Origin of the sequence: Pantoea sp. Fr+CA_20 (assembly GCF_024520835.1) — a bacterium.
Lineage (GTDB): Bacteria > Pseudomonadota > Gammaproteobacteria > Enterobacterales > Enterobacteriaceae > Pantoea > Pantoea allii.
In genome coordinates, this window is record NZ_JALNPN010000006.1 from 185,908 (window position 1) to 207,605 (window position 21,698).

21 protein-coding genes are annotated in these 21,698 nt (G+C 52.4%); 15 read left to right on the forward strand and 6 right to left on the reverse strand.

All coding sequences use genetic code 11. The annotated features are described in order from the left end of the window. Positions 1–183: 183 nt before the first annotated feature. From NR177_RS10605 to NR177_RS10615, 3 genes are all read right to left on the reverse strand, one after another. Positions 184–1,650, reverse strand: a complete 1,467-nt coding sequence (locus NR177_RS10605; protein ID WP_241568066.1) for an aspartate aminotransferase family protein — start codon at positions 1,648–1,650, stop codon at positions 184–186. A gap of 14 nt (positions 1,651–1,664) precedes the next feature. Then, positions 1,665–3,047, reverse strand: coding sequence for a diaminobutyrate--2-oxoglutarate transaminase (locus NR177_RS10610; protein ID WP_172896980.1), 1,383 nt, complete (start codon positions 3,045–3,047; stop codon positions 1,665–1,667). Between the two features lie 466 nt (positions 3,048–3,513). Beyond that, entirely contained in the window at positions 3,514–4,098 is a 585-nt protein-coding gene (locus NR177_RS10615; protein ID WP_256852897.1) for a TetR/AcrR family transcriptional regulator, read from the reverse strand. Positions 4,099–4,192: 94 nt separating this feature from the next. Between NR177_RS10615 and NR177_RS10620 the strand changes: the two genes are divergently transcribed. After that, positions 4,193–5,071: an ABC transporter six-transmembrane domain-containing protein gene (locus NR177_RS10620; protein ID WP_256852869.1), complete on the forward strand. Its 879-nt coding sequence runs from the start codon at positions 4,193–4,195 to the stop codon at positions 5,069–5,071. 89 nt (positions 5,072–5,160) lie between these two features. On the opposite strand, the gene NR177_RS10625 is transcribed toward NR177_RS10620, so the two are convergent. Continuing rightward, the gene (locus tag NR177_RS10625) at positions 5,161–6,177 is read right to left on the reverse strand and encodes a lipoate--protein ligase A (protein WP_256852870.1); all 1,017 of its coding nucleotides are present in this window, start codon (positions 6,175–6,177) and stop codon (positions 5,161–5,163) included. A gap of 313 nt (positions 6,178–6,490) precedes the next feature. On the opposite strand from NR177_RS10625, the gene NR177_RS10630 reads away from it, so the two are divergent. The 5 genes from NR177_RS10630 to NR177_RS10650 all read left to right on the forward strand — a co-directional run bounded on the left by NR177_RS10630 (position 6,491) and on the right by NR177_RS10650 (position 11,949). Continuing rightward, a complete protein-coding gene (locus tag NR177_RS10630; RefSeq protein WP_109717752.1) occupies positions 6,491–6,673 on the forward strand; it encodes a hypothetical protein in 183 nt (60 codons plus the stop codon). After that, entirely contained in the window at positions 6,670–7,173 is a 504-nt protein-coding gene (locus NR177_RS10635) for a sugar dehydrogenase complex small subunit (protein WP_063877058.1), read from the forward strand. The genes NR177_RS10630 and NR177_RS10635 overlap by 4 nt, the downstream gene beginning before the upstream one ends. A gap of 24 nt (positions 7,174–7,197) precedes the next feature. Then, a complete protein-coding gene (locus NR177_RS10640) occupies positions 7,198–8,802 on the forward strand; it encodes a GMC family oxidoreductase (protein ID WP_256852871.1) in 1,605 nt (534 codons plus the stop codon). Beyond that, positions 8,795–10,147, forward strand: a complete 1,353-nt coding sequence (locus tag NR177_RS10645) for a cytochrome c (protein WP_256852872.1) — start codon at positions 8,795–8,797, stop codon at positions 10,145–10,147. The genes NR177_RS10640 and NR177_RS10645 overlap by 8 nt, the downstream gene beginning before the upstream one ends. Before the next feature lie 260 nt (positions 10,148–10,407). After that, a complete protein-coding gene (locus NR177_RS10650; RefSeq protein ID WP_145394331.1) occupies positions 10,408–11,949 on the forward strand; it encodes a sensor domain-containing diguanylate cyclase in 1,542 nt (513 codons plus the stop codon). A gap of 58 nt (positions 11,950–12,007) precedes the next feature. On the opposite strand, the gene NR177_RS10655 is transcribed toward NR177_RS10650, so the two are convergent. Further along, the gene (locus tag NR177_RS10655) at positions 12,008–12,748 is read right to left on the reverse strand and encodes a nitroreductase family protein (protein ID WP_063877062.1); all 741 of its coding nucleotides are present in this window, start codon (positions 12,746–12,748) and stop codon (positions 12,008–12,010) included. 403 nt (positions 12,749–13,151) lie between these two features. On the opposite strand from NR177_RS10655, the gene NR177_RS10660 reads away from it, so the two are divergent. The 5 genes from NR177_RS10660 to NR177_RS10680 are packed head-to-tail and all read left to right on the forward strand — an operon-like array spanning position 13,152 to position 18,235. After that, positions 13,152–14,255 carry an ABC transporter ATP-binding protein gene (locus NR177_RS10660; RefSeq protein ID WP_145394332.1) on the forward strand — a complete coding sequence of 368 codons (1,104 nt, stop codon included), beginning with the start codon at positions 13,152–13,154 and terminating at the stop codon, positions 14,253–14,255. A gap of 25 nt (positions 14,256–14,280) precedes the next feature. Continuing rightward, positions 14,281–15,558: an ABC transporter substrate-binding protein gene (locus NR177_RS10665; RefSeq protein ID WP_145394333.1), complete on the forward strand. Its 1,278-nt coding sequence runs from the start codon at positions 14,281–14,283 to the stop codon at positions 15,556–15,558. A 10-nt stretch (positions 15,559–15,568) separates the two neighbouring features. After that, the gene (locus NR177_RS10670) at positions 15,569–16,480 is read left to right on the forward strand and encodes a carbohydrate ABC transporter permease (protein WP_145394434.1); all 912 of its coding nucleotides are present in this window, start codon (positions 15,569–15,571) and stop codon (positions 16,478–16,480) included. Beyond that, complete coding sequence (locus tag NR177_RS10675) at positions 16,477–17,295, forward strand: carbohydrate ABC transporter permease (protein WP_256852873.1); 819 nt, start codon at positions 16,477–16,479, stop codon at positions 17,293–17,295. Before NR177_RS10670 ends, NR177_RS10675 begins: the two co-directional genes overlap by 4 nt. Before the next feature lie 10 nt (positions 17,296–17,305). Further along, the gene (locus tag NR177_RS10680) at positions 17,306–18,235 is read left to right on the forward strand and encodes a metallophosphoesterase (RefSeq protein ID WP_256852874.1); all 930 of its coding nucleotides are present in this window, start codon (positions 17,306–17,308) and stop codon (positions 18,233–18,235) included. Positions 18,236–18,633: 398 nt separating this feature from the next. On the opposite strand, the gene NR177_RS10685 is transcribed toward NR177_RS10680, so the two are convergent. Beyond that, complete coding sequence (locus tag NR177_RS10685; protein ID WP_256852875.1) at positions 18,634–19,521, reverse strand: LysR substrate-binding domain-containing protein; 888 nt, start codon at positions 19,519–19,521, stop codon at positions 18,634–18,636. A 99-nt stretch (positions 19,522–19,620) separates the two neighbouring features. Between NR177_RS10685 and NR177_RS10690 the strand changes: the two genes are divergently transcribed. The 4 genes from NR177_RS10690 to NR177_RS10705 all read left to right on the forward strand — a co-directional run bounded on the left by NR177_RS10690 (position 19,621) and on the right by NR177_RS10705 (position 21,683). Then, positions 19,621–19,935: a carboxymuconolactone decarboxylase family protein gene (locus NR177_RS10690; RefSeq protein ID WP_063877069.1), complete on the forward strand. Its 315-nt coding sequence runs from the start codon at positions 19,621–19,623 to the stop codon at positions 19,933–19,935. 9 nt (positions 19,936–19,944) lie between these two features. Then, positions 19,945–20,352 (forward strand): tautomerase family protein, encoded by a 408-nt coding sequence (locus NR177_RS10695; protein ID WP_109717762.1) that lies wholly within the window; start codon positions 19,945–19,947, stop codon positions 20,350–20,352. A 10-nt stretch (positions 20,353–20,362) separates the two neighbouring features. Beyond that, a complete protein-coding gene (locus NR177_RS10700; protein ID WP_145394336.1) occupies positions 20,363–20,899 on the forward strand; it encodes a DUF4865 family protein in 537 nt (178 codons plus the stop codon). Positions 20,900–21,119: 220 nt separating this feature from the next. Continuing rightward, a complete protein-coding gene (locus NR177_RS10705; RefSeq protein ID WP_063877072.1) occupies positions 21,120–21,683 on the forward strand; it encodes a peroxiredoxin in 564 nt (187 codons plus the stop codon). The last annotated feature ends 15 nt before the right edge of the window (positions 21,684–21,698 follow it).

Here is a 21,698-nt window from a genome sequence, read left to right on the forward strand (position 1 = left end):
ATGAACGTGTTGTCTCCAGAGCACACAGCTGACGACGCCACGGTTGTCAGCCAGTAAAATGGAACAGGTACCAGGGGAAATGCCGCTTTAATATCGGCGACAGTTGGTAAGGCGATGATTGCAGTAGGCAGATCTGGCAGAAAACAACCGTCCGGTGACAGTGTCACCGGACGGTTATCGCACTTAGCGCAATGATTCGGCGGTCTTCTCCAGCAGCGCCAGCAGGACAGTAATATCCTCCAGCGTGACCGTTGGATTCAACAATGTCATTTTCAAACAGGTCACACCGTTGTGCTCGGTTACGCCAACGTTGGCGCGACCCGATTCCAGCAACGCATCACCAATACGCTGATTGAACAGGGCAACGTCTGCATCGCTCCAGCCCGTTAGCGGCTGTGGACGATAACGGAACAGCACGCTCGCCAGCTGTGGTTTCATTACCAACTCCAGCGCATCTTGCTGCTCAATAAACTGAGCGACCTGCTGTGCCAGGGTTACGCCATGATCGATGATCTCGGCATACTGTTTCTGGCCGAGGGCTTCCAGCCCCATCCACAGTTTCAACGCATCGAAACGGCGGGTGGTCTGCAACGATTTTGAGACCAGATTTGGCACGCCCTGCGCTTCATCAAACTCAGAGTTCAGGTACGCAGCCTGATAGCGCATCAACTCGTAGTGACGGGCTTCTTTTAACAGGAAAGCCCCGCAGCTGATGGTCTGGAAAAACTGTTTGTGGAAGTCCAGCGTCACGGAATCCACCAGGTCCAGGCCATCCAGGTAATGACGATATTTCTCTGACAGCAGCAGCGCGCCGCCCCAGGCCGCGTCAACGTGCACCCAGATTTGTTGTTCTGCGGCCAGTTTGACGATATCACGCAGCGGATCGATGGCACCGGCATCGGTGGTGCCTGCCGTCGCGACAATGGCCAGCACCTGTTCGTTGTTGGCCCTGGCCTGTGCCAGTTTCTCCGACAGATCGGTCATGTCCATGCGTGCAAACGCATCGCATTTCACCAACGTCACGGACTGGTAGCCTAAGCCGAGCAGCGCCATGTTCTTTTGCACTGAGAAGTGGGCATTCTCTGAACAAAAGACTTTGATCTTTCTGAGATCGCCAGTCAGACCGTCCTGCTGTACAGAATGACCCTGACGGGCAAAGAACGCGTCACGCGCCAGCATCAAACCCATCAGATTGCTTTGGGTTCCGCCGCTGGTGAACACGCCGGCATCGCCCGCCTGATAGCCAACCTGGGAACGCAGCCATTCGATCAGCTTCATTTCAATGAGGGTGGCAGAGGGTGCCTGATCCCACGAATCCATACTCTGGTTCGTGGCGTTAATCAGCACTTCAGCCGCCTGGCTAATCACCAGACTAGGGCAATGCAAATGCGCAACACACTGCGGATGATGCACCGACAGGCTGTCTTTCAGGAAATACTCAATCGCGCGTTCGATGGCGACCTGGTTGCCCAGGCCCTCTGGATTAAAGTCCAGCTTGATGCGTTCGCGCAGTTCTGCAACCGTTTTACCCTGATACATCTCAGGCTGTTCCAGCCACTTAACGACTGCCGCACTGCTTTGTGCGATAGCCTGCTGGTAAGCCTCAGTGCTTTGCACTGAGGACGCCAGAATTGGATTTGACCGTGACATCGACTTTACTCCACTCAAACTGCTTCGACGCCAGCGGCAAGCAGGGCGCTTTCAAATTTATCCAGGAAGACCTGCATTTCATCATGATTGATCAGCAGGGAAGGCAGCAGACGTAATACGCTGCCGTGGCGTCCACCGCGCTCAAGGATCAGGCCATTTTCGAAGCATTTTTTCTGAACGAGAGCGGATAAATCACCGTCAGCCGGGTAGCAGCCCATATGATCCTGCGCGTCGTTTGGCTTGACCATTTCAATACCGAGCATCAGGCCAAGACCACGCACGTTACCGATGGCCGGATAGCGTTGCTGCAGTTCGCCAAGTTTGCCTTTCAGCCACTCACCTTTTTTCGCGACGCTGTCAGCGATATTGTTTTCTTTCAGCAGCTTCAGCGTTGTCAGGCCCGTCGCCATCGCCAGCTGGTTGCCACGGAACGTGCCGGTATGATGGCCCGGTGACCAGGCATCAAACTGCTTTTTGATCCCCAGCACGGCTAACGGTAAACCGCCGCCTACCGCTTTTGACATCACGATAATATCGGGCTCAATGCCGGCATGCTCAAACGCGAAGAATTTACCGGTACGGGCAAATCCTGCCTGAACTTCATCCAGAATCAGCAGGATACCGTGCTCCTGCGTCACTTTACGGATGCGTTGCAGCCATTCAGCCGGTGCCGGATTCACGCCGCCTTCACCCTGAACCGCTTCGAGAATCACAGCAGCAGGTTTACGGACACCACTTTCAACATCGTTGATCAGGTTTTCGAAGTAGTAGGTCAGGGCTTTCACACCGGCGTCACCACCAATGCCCAGCGGGCAGCGGTACAGATGCGGGTAAGGCATAAACTGGACTTCTGGCATCATGCCATTGACGGCTTCTTTAGGTGACAGGTTGCCGGTAACAGCCAGTGCACCGTGCGTCATGCCGTGATAACCGCCGGAGAAGCTGATCACACCTGAACGGCCGGTGTGTTTCTTCGCCAGCTTGAGCGCCGCTTCGACCGCATCCGCGCCGGAAGGCCCGGTGAATTGCAGGCAATATTCTTTGCCCTGACCCGGTAACAGGGAGAGCAGATATTCTGAGAACGCATCTTTTAATGGCGTGGTCAGATCCAGAGTATGTAACGGCAAGCCGCTGGTAATGACATTTTGGATGCTTTGCAGTACGTCAGGGTGATTATGACCTAACGCAAGCGTTCCGGCACCGGCAAGACAGTCAAGATACTGTTTGTTCTCGACGTCTGTGATCCAGACACCATTAGCTTTCGCAATCGCTAACGGTAATTTACGCGGATAACTTCGAACATTTGATTCAAACTCGGCCTGGCGGGCCAGATAAGTCTCATTGTTACCGTTTAATGTATTCGCATTCAAACTATCAATACGGACTTTATCCGTCATCATATCTCTCCTACAACCGGGCGTGGCATCACGCTGCAGTTGGATAAGTGAATAAAATTTAGAGCTGGTGTTAAAAACGCGGCCAATATAGGGTTTTTTAACACAGGACTCAATGATTAATTTTATAAGGATTTGTGGATGTATTTACTTTATAAACCAGCGACTTAGCCCGAAAAGGGAAGCGAGGTAAACCGCTTATGTTAAAATGAGTAAACAATAAAGCGCCTAAAAACACCTGCTTACCGCATTCCCGTGAGAATCTGCCAGCGAAAAATAAAGTGTGTTAGCAAGCATTTCAGGACAGATAAGCGATAAAATTTGAGATTAATCAACCAACAAAATGTAAAACGCACGCCATCTGAATGACACACTAAAAAGCTAAGAATGAATATTCGTATAACTTCTATTTAACATTCCATTAAAGCCAATACGCGAAAAAAAGACGCTTTGCGTCCTTCCCGCTCCGTTAACACATAAATTGTATAAAGTGATTAATGTCGGCCATGACCTGCTCAATTTTTTCTGGCGAAGATTTAATGCTCAACATGTCAGCATAGCCATTAAGCATGGCGTTGAGTTGGCGCGCGCTGCGCGCGACATCATCCGTATGAAAACAACCCTCTGCAACGCCAGCACGAATAATGTCACAGAGCAGCGCATCCCAGCCTGCCGTAATCTTGTCGGCTAAGTCTGCGTAATCGGCGTTATGCGCTGCCATCTGCCAGAAAGAAGCATAGAGCCGCCAGACCGAATCTGAAGTATCAGGTATATGGCCTTCAATCATACAGTGTAGTTGCTGCTCAGGTTCCAGGCCGGCCAGTTCAGCGGTAAATTCCTCTAACTCGCGCTGCATGAAGTGTTCCAGCGCGGTTAAGGTAAGCGTGTGCCAGTCAGGGAAATAGTGATAAATATGGCTACGCGATATACCCAGCGATTCCGTTAATTCCCGCGTCGTGGCTTTCTCAATGCCTTTTTCGATAAAAAGCGCGACGGCGCCTGTAAGGATTTTTTCTTTCAAGGTTTCCCCGGATGTTGCCATTGGTGCTTTCATCATCACTCCCGAATTGACTTTGAGCAAACGCTCAAATACGATGCGCTGGTACTTGAGCATTCGCTCAATTCTAACCGTTTAAGAAAAGAAAATCATGTGTTCTTCCCGAACGACACCACCGGATCTCGCACCACCAAACGCTATTGCGACCTTAAAGAGGTTAGGTCGACGTCATAATAAAAAGCTCGCGCTCACTCTGCTTTTAGTCGTGGCAGAAAACGTCACCTACCTGCTTTATCCGCTATTAGCCGGGTTTGCCATAAACGCCATTGTCACCGGGCAGGCGCTCTATGCAGTCATGGTATTTACGATGTGGGTCATCGGAGCCGCAAGACGCAGCGTCGATACCCGCACCTTCGCCCGTATTTATGCCGAACTGGCGGTGCCGGTTATCGTGGCGCAGCGTCACGAAAAGCATAATGCGTCAACGGTTGCCGCTCGTGTGACGTTGTCACGTGAGTTTGTGGATTTTTTCGAACTTCATCTGCCCATGCTGATCACTTCTCTGGCATCGATCAGCGGCGCAGCGATCATGTTGCTGGTGATTGAATTCTGGACCGGCGTGGGCTGTGTGATCATTTTGTTGGTTCTTGCCTGTTTTTTACCCGGCTTCTCACGCAAGAATGAGGCGTTGTTTGGTCGTCTGAATAACCGGCTTGAAAAAGAGGTGAGTCTGGTGACGATGGCACAGGCACCCACACTGGCGAAGCACTACGCTGTACTGGCGCGATTACGTATTGGACTCTCCGATCGTGAGGCACTGGGTTTTTTGACCATCGGTACGGCTGCGGCGCTGCTGTTTGCTTTTACGATCCTCGCCATGACCCGAAAAGGGATTGGTGATGCAGGACATATCTATTCCGTGATGACCTATCTGTGGATGTTCGCAATGAGCCTGGATGACGGGCCGCGCCTGCTTGAAAAATACTCGCAACTCAAGGATATAGGTCAGCGCGTGAATACAGGAAGCTAAGCGCGAAAGGGGCAACGGCACGGCAGTAACGTCACCTGTCGTTGCCCACATGCTGGCGGGCATTGGCAAAGGCAGCCGCGCATCACTTGTTAACTGACGCTTGCCACCAGCCATGGCGTCAGTTCGTCCAGTTCATGTTGCTGCAGTGGGTATTCCGCTTTTAACGCTTCAATGTGCTGCGCCATCACATCAGGTTGATAGGCTGCCCCCTGTAAGCGCGAGGCCAGCATTTCCAGAGGCGCAGGATTCAGGCTGTCACTGAAAATCTGGCAGCGGCTAATCGTGCCGCGCTCAACGTCAAAATGGATTTCCACACCGCCCCAGACGAAACGATTATCCAGTACGTGTGAAAAGTCCGGCGCCTGACCAAAATTCCATTCCCAACTGCTTTGCCGGGCAAACTGTTGTTCAAAGCCGGGCAGGTCGGGCAGCCGGTCGGGTGAGATGTGCTCGGGTTCACAGCGCGTGGCAAAATGTTCAAAACAGGCTTCAGTGATAGCGTGGCAGATATGTTCGTAGCGAATATCGGGAACCAGGGTTTGCAGATTGGTTACGCGTGCACGTACCGAGGCGATCCCTTTAGCCTGTAATTTTTTGCTATCCGGATTGAGATAATTTGCCAGGCGTGACAGATCGGCATTCATCAGGATTGTGCCATGATGGAAGCCACGATCGGGGGTTTCACGATAAGCCGAACCGGAAATTTTGCGCACGCCTTCATCCGTATCGATCACCAGGTCGTTGCGTCCGGACGCCTGGGCATTCACGCCCAGCTTTGCCAGTGCCTGCAGGATGATGGCGGTTGAGACACTTTTGTCATACTCGGGTTTGCCCGCCATAAATGTAAAGCAGCAGTTTCCCAGGTCATGGAATACCGCTCCGCCCCCGCTGCTGCGCCGCGCCAGTTTGATGCCATCCTCTGCCATTCGACGCGTATTACACTCTTTCCACGGGTTTTGCGCCCGACCAATCACCACGGTTTCTGCATTTCGCCACAAAAACAGTACCCGCTGGCTCGCCGGCATCTGGCGAAAAATACACTCCTCCACCGCCAGGTTGAACCAGGGATCGTTCGATTCTGATAACAGTAAACGCAAAGGGGGCATTATCGACTCCGTTTCCTTGAGAAATTCTGCCGCTACAGTAGGACAGAAGAGCAGTTTACTTCAGCCAGCCCCAGAGGCAATTGCCTCAGGACAGGCTGACGGGCTAAGCGGAGATCGTGATGCCGTGCAGCATGGCCGGTTCTGCGGGTGAGTTCCGCTTTGTATCAAATTTGTTTAATATCGATTTAATATATTTATAACCCAAACAACTATCAGGTTTATCCTCTGCAGATTGTTATGATTTGGTTAATTACCAGTGGATTATTAAAAAAGAGACGTCCATGATTCGCAGGCATGGAGAGAATCGGATGACGTGATTCTGCAACCTCAGTTGATTTTCTCTTACGCGCAGGTTCAGGCGCGAACGCGTCAGGCTTTCGCTCTTAACCCCGGCGGCGACATGTCTGACATCATGGACACTACCCTCATCATCACCCGTATTCCGCAGACTGATTTGCTGCCAGCGACAGGCGGCTTTTACTGGAAGATATCATGAATCACTATTCACGCCGACGCGTGCTGAAGATGGTCGGACTGGTGGCTGTGACCAGCGCCGCCGGACATCTGCTCCCCCTGGCTCGCCTTAATGCCGCCCAACCGGACGCCCAGGCTGATGAGCTGGACGTTTTCATGCAGGTTTCTCAGCAACTCACACAGCGGGATGAGCTTAACGAAACCGTGGGCAGTGCGCTGTATGACACCTTAAGCCAGACGCAAAAGAATTTCTCGGCTGCACTGGTACATTTAAGTAACCTGCTGACGCGTCAGACCGATCTGTTGCAACAGGAACGTTTGCAGTTTGCCGAGAGCGATGCGGGCTGTGCGAAGCTGGCGGGCGCCATTCTTAGCGGTTGGTACACCGGGGTGGTGGGGAAAGGTAAAAATGCGCGATACATCACCTACATCAACACCCTTGCGAATCAGGTCGTCAATGACAAACTGGTTCCGCCGAGCTTCTCATATGGCGTCTGTGGCAGTTGGGCGAGTCAACCGTGATCCTTTTTAAGAGTAATGTCATCAATGAAGAAGAATGAGTCGGCTGATGTCGTCGTGATTGGCGCGGGCGTGAATGGCGCATTGCTGGCTACCCGATTGGCTAAAGCCGGTAAAACCGTTGTATTACTTGAGTCCGGGCCGAAAGTCGGCCGGGATGAGCTGGTCGAGCGCTTCCGTAGCTCCGCCTTTAAGTCTGACTTTATGTCGCCTTATCCCTTTTCGCCCATGGCGCCGCAGCCGCGATATACACCTGAACCCAACGACTATCTGCAGCAATTAGGCCCGCAGGCGTTTAATGCACAGTACATCCGCATCTTTGGTGGCACCAGCTGGCACTGGGCTGCCCAACTGTGGCGCTTTGTGCCCAATGATTTCCAGCAATACACACGTTATGGCGTGGGAAAAGACTGGCCGATTGGCTATCAGGATCTGGAACCCTATTACTATGAGGCGGAAGTTATTGCTGGCGTCGGGGGATCGCCGGATAACGGATCGCCACGTAGCAAGCCTTTCCCGATGGAGCGCGTACCGGCGTCATGGCTACAGCAACGTGTAACGGCACGGCTCGAGCCAGACTTCACCGTGCTGGATGACAGCACGGGGCGCAACAGCCGTAGTTATGATGGTCGACCAGCCTGCTGCGGCAACAATAACTGTATGCCGTTGTGCCCGATTGATGCGCAGTATCATGGTGGGCTGGCCGCCCAACAGGCAGAAGACAGCGGCGTCCAGGTCATTACCGAAGCGGTGGTTTATCAGCTTGTACACGATGCGCAGGGCAGGATTGTTGCCGCGAACTATTATGACTGGAATAAAACCAGCCATCGCATCACGGCGCAGACATTTGTCCTCGCGGCCAACGCGATTGAAACGCCGAAGCTGTTACTGATGTCCACCAGCGATAAATTTCCGCAGGGAATTGCCAATGCCCGGGATACTGTCGGGCGTCATCTCTGCGATCATCCCGCGATTGGCGTCACCTTCGACGTAGATGAGGAGATCTGGCCGGGACGCGGCCCTGTCAGCCCGTGCTCGATTGGTCAGTTCAGAGACGGCGAATTCCGCCGCGAACATGCGCCATTCCGTCTGGATATCTCCAATGCCTCGCAGGTGGCGGCGGTGACAAAAGAAGTGCTGGAAGAGGGATACTTTGGTAAAAAACTCCAGGAGCAAGTCCGTTTCCGTGCGGCACGCCGTCTTAGCATTAAAAATGCGCTGGAGCAGCTCCCCAATCCTGACAATCGCGTGACCTTAAGCCGCAATAAAGATGCATTGGGATTACCCACACCTGCGTTGTTCTGGGATGTGGATGACTATGTGCAGAAAGGCACAGAAAAAACGCGTGAGTGCTATGACGCGATAGCGGCCAAGCTTGGCGCAACCAATATCCAGCACAGCAAAAGCGGCAAATTCTCCAATCGCCAACATATCACCGGCACCCTGTCGATGGGGAACGATCCCGCCACCAGCGTAACTGATGCCTGGGGACGGGCGCACGATCATGAAAACCTGTTCATGGTCGGTACCGGCGTGATGCCAACGGTTGGTACCTGTAATGTTACGCTCACCGCCATGGCGCTTGCGCTGCGCACCGCTGACAAGATTTTGCAGGAGACACAGCATGGGTAAGCGATTAAGTCGGTTACTGCCTTTAGTGGTGCTCATGCTCACTGCAATCCACGGCAGTGCGCAGGCAGAAAGCCAGACTGACCTTATAAAACGGGGTGAATACCTTGCTGTCGCTGGGGATTGTGCCGCCTGCCACACAGATGAAGGCAAGGCACCCTTTAGCGGCGGACATGCCATTGGTAGCCCATTAGGGATCATTTTCAGCACCAATATTACGCCATCAAAAACGGCCGGCATAGGTGACTACAGCGAGAAACAGTTTGCCGATGCGCTACGCAGGGGCATGCGTGCCGATGGCAGCCATCTTTATCCCGCCATGCCTTACACCGCTTATGCCAAAGTGAGCGACAGCGATGTTTCGGCGCTTTATGCTTACTTTATGCATGGCGTCAAAGCCGTTGACACACAGCCGGAAAAAACCGCGCTGCCTTTTCCGTTCAACCTGCGTTTTAGTATGGCTGCATGGAATGTACTGTTCCTCGACACGAAACCCTTCAGGCCCGATCCCAGCCAGTCGGCAGAATGGAACCGTGGCGCTTATCTGGTCGAAGGATTAACCCACTGCAGCACCTGCCATACGCCGCGGAATTTTTTGATGGCGGAGCAACAGAGCAAATCGCTACAGGGTGCTTCTTTGGGAACCTGGTTTGCGCCGGATATCACGGCGAATACCTTACAGAGTGACGATCAGTGGTCACGAGAATCGCTGGCTGCCTATCTGGCGAGCGGTCACGCCGATAACGGGGCGACCGCAGCGGGTCCGATGCTTGAAGCCATCGATAAAAGCTTTTCCAGGATGACGCCGGAAGACCGGAACGCGATTGCGACCTATCTGATGCCTGTCGCCGAGCAGGAAGACAGCGACACCGAGTCAGATGTACAGGAACCGGCCAGCGGACTCACACCAGTAACCGGTGATGATACGCCAGATATGTTATCGGATATGACGGATGGCGAGCGGGTGTACCGCAATAATTGTGCCTCGTGCCATAACCTGGAAGGACAGGGCTTAACGGGTTTCCCCGCCCTGACTAAACATCCGGTATTAGAGAAACCTACGGCGGATAACGTTGCCATGGCTGTGCTTGGCGGTGTCTGGCCAGCGAAGGGGCAGGGTATGATTGGCTTTGCCCATACGCTGGATGATACGCAAATTGCTGACGTCACCAATTATGTTATGCAGGATATCGGTAACAGTGCGGTGCGCATTACCCCGGACCGGGTGAAATCACTGCGTCAGGGCGGCGAGCCATCACTACTCTTGCCGCTAGCCCGCGCAGGCTTAGCGGTGGCTGTGCTGGCGGTCGTACTGCTGCTGTTTTGGTGGTGGCGTCGCCGACGCTAGTCGCTTTTTCTCCACGTCCCCGTGGACGTGGAGAATCGCCGTGACATCGGTGTAGTCCCCGGATAAGACCCGGCTGCTTATTACGGCAGTCAGCTACATGCCTTCTGAACACATTTCTGACCGCGCGCAACGCTATACTGAAGCCTCTCCTTTACTCTAAACTGAAAACAGCTGATATAAGTATTCCGTCAGGATGTGATTGATAACACGCTGTTTCTGATATTTTGCATTATCCCGTAGCGAGAGAATGGTAAACCGGCATGGAATTACGTCGAAAAAAAGATGTTGCAATGATGCGCATTTCGCCGCTGCTCAGAAGTATTACCCTGGCGGGGAGTTTATTAACGATTGGCGTGATTGTTGTTAATGTCTGGACGCTTCACCTGGACTGGCAAAGGACGGTTCGATTAGCTGAAGAGCGCGCGATCGATCTTTCTCTGGCACAGGCTCGTCAGGCAGAAGACACGTTTCTCCAGACAGAACTGTCACTGCGTGAAGTCCAGCGAGAAATTGAGTCCCAGACTGAGACCGGCGTGGATGTTTCAGCAATCAATAACATCATGCGCACCTTACAGAGCCGTCTGCCTCAGATGGATGGCATCTTTTATTACGACGCGCAGGGTAAATGGATAGCCAGTTCCTTAACGCAGACACCTTCAGCAAATAACGCCGATCGGGAATATTTTGCCTACCATCGCAATAATCCCCGTAACAGCGTGCACGTCGGGCCCGCTCTACGTAGCCGCAGTTCGGAACGCTACGTGATCCCTGTTTCTTTGCGCGTCAGCGATAACTACGGTGATTTCCGTGGTGTACTTCTTGCCACGGTGAGTGTCGATTACTTTCGCCATTACTATGATTATTTTGTCATTGGCCCCAAGGATTTACTGGCGCTGATGCTGGCAGACAGCACTGTGCTTTATGCTCGCCCTTTGCCAGACAGCTACATTGGTAAAAACCTCTCATCCAGCCCGCTTTTCCATCAGTTACTCGAAAATTCACAGCGCGGTAGTGGTCAGTGGAAGGCTGAAGTTGACGGTATAACGCGCATTTTTGGCTTCGCTAGCTCAAGCCGTTATCCTTTCGTCGTTGCCGCCGGCTTTGATAAACAAGGGCTTTTTGTGCACTGGGCTGAAAGCAGGGTGCAGGGAGTGGTACTGAGTCTGGTGCTACTGATGGCGATCATCCTGCTGTGGATGTTAATGCGGCATGAAGCCCGGCGCAGTTTACGCTACCAAATTGAATTAACCCATCTCAGGGATGAACTCACCGCCGCCAACCACTCGCTGGAAAATCTGGCGAACGCCGATGGGCTAACCGGACTGGCCAACCGTCGTTATTTTGACCACTTTCTGAAAAAAAGCCTGTTGCACGGACGCAGTAGCGGAGGACCGGTATCGTTGATACTTTTCGATATCGATTATTTCAAACGCTACAACGATACCTACGGTCACGTTGCAGGTGACGCCTGTTTACAACAGGTGGGCCGTGTGCTGAAAACGTTCGCCCAGCGTCGGACCGATATTGCGGCCCGTTATGGCGGTGAAGAATTTGCCATCGTGCTAGCCGATACCCGTGCCGAGGATGCATTAAGGATGGCGCTGAGTGTGGTTGAGGCGGTCAGAGCGTTAGCTATACCGCATACTTCTACGGGGCTGGAGACGGGGTGCGTAACGTTAAGCGCTGGCGTGGCGTCTTCGGCGCCCGGGGAAGGACCGGAAAGCGCAGGATTATTGATTAAACGCGCGGATGAAGCGCTCTATCGTGTCAAACACCAGGGACGAAACGGGGCCAGCATCTAGCTCACGTCGAGCCGATCTGGCAGGGAAACCGCCCGGGCATTGCCCGGGCGGGTAAAGATTATTTGTCGCTACCGAATCCCTGCTTGTGCAGCGCTGGCAGGACGTTGGGGAAATAGATGTGCTGGTAATATCCGCTCACGCTGTCGCTCCAGCTTTCGCCATCCGCACGCCCGGTTGCTTGCCAGTGCTGAACCATTTCAGCATTGTAAGCCGCGATTTGCTGCTCCAGACCTTCGGTGTGATAGCTTTCTTCATGACGGAAGGTTTGCATCGGCAGGCGTGGTTTCTGAAATGCGGGTTGATCGACATACCCAATCACGACGCCCGCCACCGGGAACGTATATTCTGGCAAATTAAGCAGTGAGATCATCGCGTCAGGATCGCGGCGAATCCCCCCGATGGGCACGATGCCTAAGCCTTCTGCCCGGGCTGCTGCCATGATACTTCCCAGCGCAATGCCGACATCGGTAGCGCCAGAAACAATACTCTCAATACTTTCCTGAGCAACCTGCTCTTTGCCTACTGCCGCCATTGCCATACGGGATTTATGCATGTCTAGCACCAGGGTAATAAACACCGGGGCCTTAGCAATCCACGGCTGTCCACCGGCAATCTGGGAGATCGCCTGACGTTTCCCGGCATCCCGCGTGACGACCAGTGAAACCTGCTGTGAATTAACAGAAGTCGGCGCGCGATAGGCGGTGCTGATGATGCGATCCAGGATGGCATCGTCGACGGGTTGGTCGGTAAAGCTGCGTTCACTTTTATGGCTGGTAAACAGGTTAATAATATCGCTCATCGTTGCTCCAAAACGTTAACCTAAAATTCAGTTGCCTGAGGATAACAAATTTATGCCTGCCACTCTTTAACCGCACTGGCCTTAACCTGTCGATTAATAACAAATTTAACGGGCAGGCAACCTGGAGACGTTAAGCATGACTAATGTGCCTGAGATAACACCCGGTTTGCGTTTTTACCACTCTGGCGAGTGGCACGCTGGCGGGAAGGGTGCGGCAGGCCTCGCCACCACACGGGAAAGGCGGATACCTGTCTGAAGGGATAAACAGGGTACGGGCAACTGATGAAGGATAAGCCTGGATGATTAAAAGCAGGCTTATCATTTTTCTGTCATTTTTCAGCCATAAATCGTTCATTTTTCTCCGCTAGCTTACTGCAATTCTCATTTGCAAAGCGGCGCATGTATGAGCCATTTGGCGCTTCATAACATCACCAAACGCTGGGGCGAGAAAATCGCGCTGGATAATATCAATTTTGACGCCGCAGAAGGGACGTTTGTTGCACTGTTGGGCCCTTCAGGCTGCGGTAAATCGACCTTACTCCGCACCATTGCCGGGCTGGAGACGGCCGACAACGGATCGGTCAGTTTTAACCATCTGGATATCACCCACTTACCGCCCTCCCAGCGCAAGCTTTCCATGGTGTTTCAGTCGTATGCGTTATTTCCTCATCTGAGCGTCAAAGAGAATTTGTTGTTCGGTTTAAAAGCCCGTGGTGAGGATAAACTCACGTTTGCCGATCGTCTGCGTCAGGTCAGTAAGCTGATGGAACTTGAGACGTTGCTGGATCGCTTACCGTCCCAACTGTCCGGTGGTCAACAACAGCGGGTGGCGTTAGGCCGTGCCGTTATCGCTAACAATACGCTGTGCCTGATGGATGAACCCCTTTCTAACCTTGATGCCAAACTGCGCCAAAGCATGCGTCGTGAAATTCGTGCCTTACAGAAAAAACTGGGGCTGACGATGCTCTACGTGACGCACGATCAGACAGAAGCGATGAGCATGGCCGACAGCATCATCTTGCTGAATGAGGGGCGAATTGAGCAGCATGACACGCCAGATAACCTCTATAACAATCCAGCCAGTGTGTTTGCGGCACAGTTTATAGGCGCACCGCCCATGAATATCTTACCGCTGACCTTTGACCACACGAATCACTACCTGAGCCCGCTTACGCAGCCCGTCGTTGAAGGTTTTAGCAATGGCGCGCTCAGCCTTGGGATCAGGGCAGAAGATATCCAGCTCATTAACGCCGATGGCGCGGCGCTGACGGCCAACGTCGTGAGTTATGAATATATGGGGGCGGACACCTTATTACAGTGCCAGCTTGCTCACAGCCATGCGTCGTTAACCGTCACGGTTCCGGGAATGAAACGGTTTATCGAGGGAAGCCTGACCGGGCTGCAATGGCCTGCCGATAAGCAATACCTGTTTTCAACTGATAGCGGTAAACGCTGTTTGCACGCTGAGCAGCTGATGTCTGTGTCATCCAAAAAATATGCGGTTTAACGGTCTTTTTACCTAAGGGAAAATCATGTCTGCCATTCGTCTGTCACATCTGCTTCCTGCATTGCTTATCGCAACGAGCGCGTCGGTTTTTGCCGCCGATCCGGTTAAGTTGCAGATGTACTATCCCATCGCGGTGGGCGGAGAAATCAGCCACACCGTCGAAGCACTGGTCGCTGATTTCGAAAAAATTCATCCTGAAGTCAGTATTCAGCCGGTATATACCGGTGACTACGCCACGACGGTGACCAAAGCGTTGACTGCGTTTCGCGGCGGTAATGCACCGCAAATGGCGGTCATTGGTGATATCGAAGCCTATTCACTGATGGACGCGGGTGCCATTGTGGCGGCCAGCGACCTGGCAAAGGACGATGACGGTAAAAAATGGATCGACAGCTTCTATCCTGCTTTTTTGCGTCATATCAACGGTAAAGTGTGGGGCGTTCCTTTTCAGCGCTCGACGGTGGTGCTGTACTGGAATAAGCAGGCGTTTGAAAAAGCGGGTCTGGATGCGGATACACCGCCGGCGAACTGGCAGCAGGTGGTGGACTTTGGTAAAAAACTGGTCGTGAAAGACGGTGATAACGTCAGCCAGTGGGGCATTGAAATCCCGACTACGCCCAATGGCTACTGGGTGTTTCAGGGGTTTGCTGCGACAAACGGCGCGCATCTTGATAACGGCAAGGGCACCGCCGTCTATTTTAATACACCTAAAAATAGTGAAACGCTGCAATGGCTGGCCGATTTAGGCCAGAAAGAAGGCGTTTCACCGAAAGGCGCTATCGCCTGGGGCACGACGCCGCAGGATTTTCTCAGTGGCAAAACTGCGATGATGGTGACGACCACCGGGAACCTGAGTGTCGTGCGCAAAAATGCCAAATTCCCGTTTGGCATCGCAATGCTTCCTGAAAAAACCCAGCGCGGTAGCCCAACCGGCGGCGGGAATCTTTACGTCTTCAAAAATGCATCGGCAGCGCAGCAGAAAGCGGCAATGGAATTTATCCGTTGGGTCACCGCCCCTGAACAGGCCGCTCGCTGGAGTATTGCCACCGGCTACGTGGCGACCTCTCCCGCCGCATGGGAAACACCGGCAATGGAAGCGTATGTGAAACAGGTACCCCAGGCGCTGGTGGCTCGTGAGCAACTCAAATATGCCCAGCCAGAACTGTCGACCTACAACAGCGTACAAATTCAGGAGGCGCTGAACCACGCCATTGAAGCCGCCATTACCCAGGCTAAAACACCAGCAGAAGCTCTGGAAGCGGCGCAGAAACAGGCCGATCGTTTGCTGAAGGCTTACCAGTAACGCTATGGCGATGCGCATTCTTACACCGGCAGCGTCAGCCTCTCGCTCTGGTGGCGGGTCATTACAGCTGTGTGGCTATCTGCTGATTTTACCGGCACTGGTTTTTTTGCTGCTCTTTACCCACTATCCTGCACTGGCGACGGTGTGGGAAAGTCTGTTCAGCGCCTCACGTAATGGTCATCCGGCCCAGTTTGTTGGGCTGGATAACTATGCTGCGCTGCTGGATGACGATGTGTTTATCCGCTCGTTGTGGAATAACCTGCTGTATGCCCTGATCACTATTCCGCTGGCGGTCACGCTGGCTTTACTGATGGCGCTGGCCGTTAACCGGCGGCTGGCAGGGAATGCGGTGGTTCGTGCGGCGTTTTTTATTCCTTCTCTGCTGCCAATGATTGCCATTGCCAACCTGTGGCTGTTTTTTTACACGCCGCAGCTTGGCCTGCTGAACAAGCTGCTGGCGCTGTTTTCCTTTGCCCCCATTAACTGGCTCGGGGAGCCAGGCACCTCGCTGTGGTGTCTGATGGCGGTCTCCGTCTGGCGTGAAGCCGGATTCTTTATGATCTTCTATCTGGCCGCTCTGCAGCAGATTGATCCGCGACTGAGTGAAGCGGCACAAATTGAAGGTGCATCTCACGGATATTTCTTCCGGCGTGTCCAGTGGCCATTACTGATGCCGACCACGTTATTTGTGCTAATCAACGCATCAATGAACGCATTTCGCATTGTCGATCAGGTGATTGCCATGACCAATGGCGGCCCGGACAACAGTAGCAGCCTGTTACTGTTTTACATCTACCGCACCGCATTCAGTTACTGGGATTTACCGGCAGCGGCGGCAATGACCGTGGTGTTACTGCTGATTTTAGCGGCTATTGCTGTGGTTAAGTTTAGGTTACTGGACAAGCGAGCCCATTATCAATGAAGCCTCAATGTGCTGTTGGTCGCCTGTGCCTGAATGCCGTTATCTGGCTGATGGCAGTGCTATGGTTACTTCCCATCCTGGTCGCGCTGTGGGTGGCGATACATCCCGCGGCAGAGCAGGGGAGCTTTACGCTCTTTGCTCCCCTGACGCTGCAGAATTTTATTGACGCCTGGCACGCTGCGCCCTTTGCCCGCTACTTTCTCAACACCATTTTGCTGGTGTTAATGATCGTCGTATGTCAGCTGGTGCTGGCCACCATGGCGGCTTACGCTTTGGTGCGTTTTCGCCTGAAGTATTCGGGGGTTTTATTTGCGCTTATCCTGTTACAGCTGATGATCAGCCCCGATGTGTTGATCCTCAACAATTACAAAACGATTGGCGCGCTCGGGTTGCGCGATACCTTGACTGGCATTGCCTTACCCTATTTCGCCTCGGCCTTTGCCATCTTCCTGCTGCGCCAGACGTTTAAAAGCATTCCTGTGGTACTGGAAGAAGCGGCTGTCGTGGAAGGTGCCAGCCGGTTTTATATTTTACGTAAAATTTATATCCCGCTGGCCAGGCCGATTTATATCGCCTTTGCACTGGTATCTGTTAGCTTCCACTGGAATGATTTTCTCTGGCCACTGGTGATTACCGATTCTGTTAAAGTGCGGCCATTAACGGTCGGGCTGCAGTTATTTTCTTCGCCGGAGCAGGGCGTTCAGTGGGCGCTTATTGGGGCGGCGACGATCATGACAACGCTGCCGTTACTGCTGCTGTTTCTGATTTTCCAGCGCCAGTTTATCCAGTCGTTTATGCGTGCTGGCATACGTTAAGGTGTCCCGCATGTTAATGCCTCACTCGCTTAGTCTGCCACAACGCGCATTACTGGCGGAAGTCGCTCAGCTGTATCAACCGCCGTCGCTGCGAACTGTGGCGACAGGGGATAACAGGGTTTGTTTTGGTCTGATTGCCGATCCGCAATATGCGGATATCGAGCCGGATATCGACAATAATCTCTATTATCGCAACGGACTACAAAAGCTACAGCGGGCCATCGGGGTGCTTAACGCGCAGCCGCTCGATTTTGTTGTCACGCTGGGCGATCTGGTCGATCGCGACTGGCAAAGCTATGCGGCGGTGCTGCCTGTGTATCAAGGCTTACAGCATCCTCATGCCGTGGTGTTGGGTAATCACGATGCGCAGACCATAGCCGCACGGCTTGAGGGAAAGCTTCCCTTACCTAAGAGCTATTACGCCTTCCGTTTCAACGGATGGCGTTTCATTGTCTACGATGGCAACGATATCAGTGTTTACTGCAATGCACTCAACGGCACAGACCGTGAACAGGCCGCGGCGTTGCTGGCCCGACTCCAGCGCCAGCAGCAGCCCCAGGCACAGCCCTGGAATGGCGCAGTGGGTAAACAGCAACTGGACTGGATTGAGCAGCAGTTACAGGCCGCCCAACAGTGCGGGGAAAGCGTCGTGGTATTGGGGCATTATCCGCTGGCACCCGAGAATACACATATGTTGATGAATGCCGGAGAGTTGGTGGATTTATTTACTCGCTATCGGGTACGCGCCTGTTTTGCCGGGCACGATCACCGTGGCGGCTATGCACGTATCGGGCACACCGAGTTTTTCACTATGAAGGGAATGCTGGATGGTCCGTCAGATGCGCCCTTTGCGCGGGTGGAAATAGACGATAACACACTCAGGTTACATGGCTTTGAGGGAGAGGTAAGCCACTGCTCAAGGACATTAAATCGCGTTTAATCACCACCATTCCTAATCAGACCTCTTTTCCCCTCTTTTTAAAGATGATTTAGTTACATCATACTGTAAGTGAAATCATTAAGGTGCCCGAATCAGGCGCGGAGCGGCGGGTAAGTTAAGGCGTAATGGCGATGTAGAGAAAGATGGCGCTTAGCTGAGACGGCGAACCCTGTTAAGCCAGCGTGCGCTAACGCCACCCGCTTAACCGTTCATCGATCGATTAAATGAATGTGGTGTCATTCAGACCCTGGCTATGTATTTTCCGCCTGGCTCATCGTGCTATCAGCGGCTGGTGGGACAGAGATATGTTGTCGCGCTGAAATATTGTCTCTTGTTTTCATACTCACCAGGACAGCATGAATATTTATAACCGAGAGTAAAAATAACGCCTTAATCTGTCAGTGCGCCTGAGCACCGGGAAAGTGTACTTTTATCATCTGGCAGAGTGAGGCTGCTGCTGCGGATACGTTTTTTTCTGCGTAATGCAGCGTGACGCCAATGCTTCCTGCATCAGGCAATTTTTGCCCGGTAATAATCCCTAACGATGACGGTATGCCTGTTTCAGTGCGTAGCGTAATGCCCAGCCCCGCTGCGGCCGCCGCCCATATACCGCTCAGGCTTCTGCTGGTAAACGCAATACGCCACGGGATATTCATACTGTCCAGTGCGGCTGTCGCTGCGCTACGCATCATACAGGGTGCATCAAAAACCAGTAACGGCAACGGTCGGTTCTGCAAGAAAAATGTGCCGATATCCAGATCCTTTGCGCCTATCCAGCATAGCGGTAACGTGCCAAGCGACTGGCTATAAGCACTGCTCTCTTTACCCTGCCAACTCAGTGCGATATCGAGTTCATTTTGGCGAATAGCTTCTAACAGAGGTTTATTACGGGTGACCGTTGCTGATATCTGCACATCGGGATGCGCACGTGAAAATTGTCCAAGAATGGTGGGAAGGAGTGACTCTCCAAAGTCTTCCTGTAAACCCAGACGTAGCTCGCCACGGATACCAACGGCCTTAACGGCTGCATAAGCTTCATCGTTCAAACTCATGAGCCTGCGCGCGTAAGCAAGCATAATTTCCCCCTGGGCTGTAAGAACCAGATGTCGCCCTGACTTTTGCACCAGCGCTGCACCTGCCTGTTGTTCGAGCTTTTTAAGTTGGGCGCTTACGGCCGATGTTGAACGACCTAAGCGTTCAGCGGCAGAAGCAAAGCTACCCAGCTCAATGCCGGTCACAAAAGTGCGTAAGGTTTCCGCATCGAACGTAACGGGTCTTTTAGCCATTATCTGTCCTGTTTTTTGGGATTAAGTGTCCCATTATTTCTGATTTTATAAATTATCAAGGCGTTTTATCTTTTTACCACATCCACCAGAGGAAGATAAATGAACGCTATAAAGGTGACCCGAGAAAACATGGCTGAACTTGCCCCAAAGCTGGCATTGCTCAGTGAAGAGGTGTTGTTTGGCGATATCTGGCAGCGGGAAGCGCTTTCCCCGCGGGACAGAAGCTTAGTGACGGTCAGTGCACTTATTGCGCTGTCTCGACATGAGCAACTGGACTGGCATCTTCAGTTCGCGCGGAAGAATGGGGTTTCTGATGAGGAAATAACGGAAGTGATAACGCATCTTGCCTTTTATTGCGGATGGCCAAATGCCGTTTCTGCGTTGACCGTCTTCAAAAATGCACAGCCTGAGTAAGGAGCCTGTATGCCTGTCACTCGTATCGCTATCTCAACACCGCGTTTTCAGCAGTGGCGAGAGGCTGTTTCTGATGCTTTACAGCAGTCACTTGAAGCGTCGTTTGCCGTACCACGCGGTGACTGCTTTCAGTTTTTTGATTGTTATGACGAACGTAGCCGCATTTTTGATCGGCACTATCTGTGTGACGGGGAAGCGGGCCGTAGCGATGACTTCCTTATGTTTACTGTTACCGCCGGTAAAGCGCGCAGCACTCAACAAAAGCAGGCTTTTTATCGCGATCTGATCGGGCGTCTTGAACAAGCGATTGGCATAAACCCCCGCGATGTCATGGTCATTATTCATTTCACACAATCTGAAGACTGGTCTTTCAGTCATGGGAAAATGTTTAGCCTGACGGCTATTCCACACGCTTAAGGAGAAAAGTATGCTTGCTATGCAATATCGGTTTGTTCTTCCTGCTGATTATGACATGACAATCATTAAACGCCGGATTAATGACCATGGGCATAAGATGGATGGCTTTCCGGGTCTCCTGTTTAAAGCCTGGCTTTATGCCTGCAAATCCAACAGCCCGACATACAGTGAAGAAAACAGCTATGCGCCATTTTATCTGTGGCAGAACGCAGAAAGCCTGCACCGTTTTCTGTCCGGGGCCGGTTTTAAAAAACTTACCGAGGATTTCGGCTGGCCACAGGTGCACACCTTTCCGGTCTTATCGGCTGACTTAGGGCCAGATATCTCGCATGCTGGCTTTGCATCCCTGGCGGTGAGTCGCGTTCCTGCTTACAGCGAACTTTCCGGGCTTACTCAGTGCACAAATCAATCCGGGGCTGTAGCACGCGTCTCTGCTCTGGATACCTTTCACTGGCGGCGCATAGCATTTTGCCTGTGGACAAAAGCGCCTGCGCAAAATGCACTGCACACGCAACACTACGAGGTTGGTCGTCTCTCTTTTCCCTAAATGTGCCTTATTTACCGTCTGACACAAAATTATCGGTTAACCGGATATCTAAATGACCGGTTGTGTGGCTATCTTACAGTACAGGCCAGACTATTTCGTATCACCACGCTGGCAACGCAGTCGCGTTATCACATGACGTTAATTTTTCCATTTTTAGCTAACGAACCTAGTATTAAAGTACAAGGGCACTTTTGCCTGCTTGTCGACGGAGAAAAAAATAATGCGTATCAAGAATCACCTGAAAATATTGACGACCGCAACGCTCCTGGCACTGAGCCTGCCGATGACCTCCGCATTTGCTGCATTACCGGTCGGTGCAAATGCGCCAGATTTTAAACTGGAAGCCGCACTGGCAGGTAAAGAAACAACCTTCTCCTTGCAGCAGGCGCTGCAAAAAGGCCCGGTCGTGCTTTATTTTTTCCCAGCGGCGTTTAGTGCCGGTTGTACGTTAGAAGCACACGCATTTGCTGAAGCCACCGATGAATTTAAAAAACAGGGTGCGACAGTTATCGGCGTGACCGCAGGTAACACCGACCAGATTGAGAAATTCTCAAAGCTTGAATGCCGCGATAAATTCACCGTTGCCGCCGATCCGGGTGCAAAAGTGGCCGCGGAATATAAAAGTACCATGGAGATGAAAGGTAAAACGCTTTCCGATCGTACCTCCTATGTTATTGCGCCAGATGGCAAAATTTTACTGAGTTATACGGATAAAAACCCGGAATCCCATATCCAGAAAACGCTGGATGCTGTGAAAAAATACCGCCAGGCTAACCCGGCTTAATCTCAGATCTGGACA

What these genes read in the sequence shown, in the direction of transcription:
- NR177_RS10620 (WP_256852869.1), top strand. Translation starts at nt 4,193, where the DNA reads ATGTGTTCTTCCCGAACGACACCACCGGATCTCGCACCACCAAACGCT.
- NR177_RS10650 (WP_145394331.1), top strand. Translation starts at nt 10,408, where the DNA reads ATGGAATTACGTCGAAAAAAAGATGTTGCAATGATGCGCATTTCGCCG.
- NR177_RS10625 (WP_256852870.1), bottom strand. Translation starts at nt 6,177, where the DNA reads ATGCCCCCTTTGCGTTTACTGTTATCAGAATCGAACGATCCCTGGTTC.
- NR177_RS10690 (WP_063877069.1), top strand. Translation starts at nt 19,621, where the DNA reads ATGAACGCTATAAAGGTGACCCGAGAAAACATGGCTGAACTTGCCCCA.
- NR177_RS10680 (WP_256852874.1), top strand. Translation starts at nt 17,306, where the DNA reads ATGTTAATGCCTCACTCGCTTAGTCTGCCACAACGCGCATTACTGGCG.
- NR177_RS10700 (WP_145394336.1), top strand. Translation starts at nt 20,363, where the DNA reads ATGCTTGCTATGCAATATCGGTTTGTTCTTCCTGCTGATTATGACATG.
- NR177_RS10705 (WP_063877072.1), top strand. Translation starts at nt 21,120, where the DNA reads ATGCGTATCAAGAATCACCTGAAAATATTGACGACCGCAACGCTCCTG.
- NR177_RS10655 (WP_063877062.1), bottom strand. Translation starts at nt 12,748, where the DNA reads ATGAGCGATATTATTAACCTGTTTACCAGCCATAAAAGTGAACGCAGC.
- NR177_RS10660 (WP_145394332.1), top strand. Translation starts at nt 13,152, where the DNA reads ATGAGCCATTTGGCGCTTCATAACATCACCAAACGCTGGGGCGAGAAA.
- NR177_RS10665 (WP_145394333.1), top strand. Translation starts at nt 14,281, where the DNA reads ATGTCTGCCATTCGTCTGTCACATCTGCTTCCTGCATTGCTTATCGCA.
- NR177_RS10635 (WP_063877058.1), top strand. Translation starts at nt 6,670, where the DNA reads ATGAATCACTATTCACGCCGACGCGTGCTGAAGATGGTCGGACTGGTG.
- NR177_RS10670 (WP_145394434.1), top strand. Translation starts at nt 15,569, where the DNA reads ATGCGCATTCTTACACCGGCAGCGTCAGCCTCTCGCTCTGGTGGCGGG.
- NR177_RS10640 (WP_256852871.1), top strand. Translation starts at nt 7,198, where the DNA reads ATGAAGAAGAATGAGTCGGCTGATGTCGTCGTGATTGGCGCGGGCGTG.
- NR177_RS10610 (WP_172896980.1), bottom strand. Translation starts at nt 3,047, where the DNA reads ATGACGGATAAAGTCCGTATTGATAGTTTGAATGCGAATACATTAAAC.
- NR177_RS10645 (WP_256852872.1), top strand. Translation starts at nt 8,795, where the DNA reads ATGGGTAAGCGATTAAGTCGGTTACTGCCTTTAGTGGTGCTCATGCTC.
- NR177_RS10605 (WP_241568066.1), bottom strand. Translation starts at nt 1,650, where the DNA reads ATGTCACGGTCAAATCCAATTCTGGCGTCCTCAGTGCAAAGCACTGAG.
- NR177_RS10685 (WP_256852875.1), bottom strand. Translation starts at nt 19,521, where the DNA reads ATGGCTAAAAGACCCGTTACGTTCGATGCGGAAACCTTACGCACTTTT.
- NR177_RS10615 (WP_256852897.1), bottom strand. Translation starts at nt 4,098, where the DNA reads ATGAAAGCACCAATGGCAACATCCGGGGAAACCTTGAAAGAAAAAATC.
- NR177_RS10675 (WP_256852873.1), top strand. Translation starts at nt 16,477, where the DNA reads ATGAAGCCTCAATGTGCTGTTGGTCGCCTGTGCCTGAATGCCGTTATC.
- NR177_RS10695 (WP_109717762.1), top strand. Translation starts at nt 19,945, where the DNA reads ATGCCTGTCACTCGTATCGCTATCTCAACACCGCGTTTTCAGCAGTGG.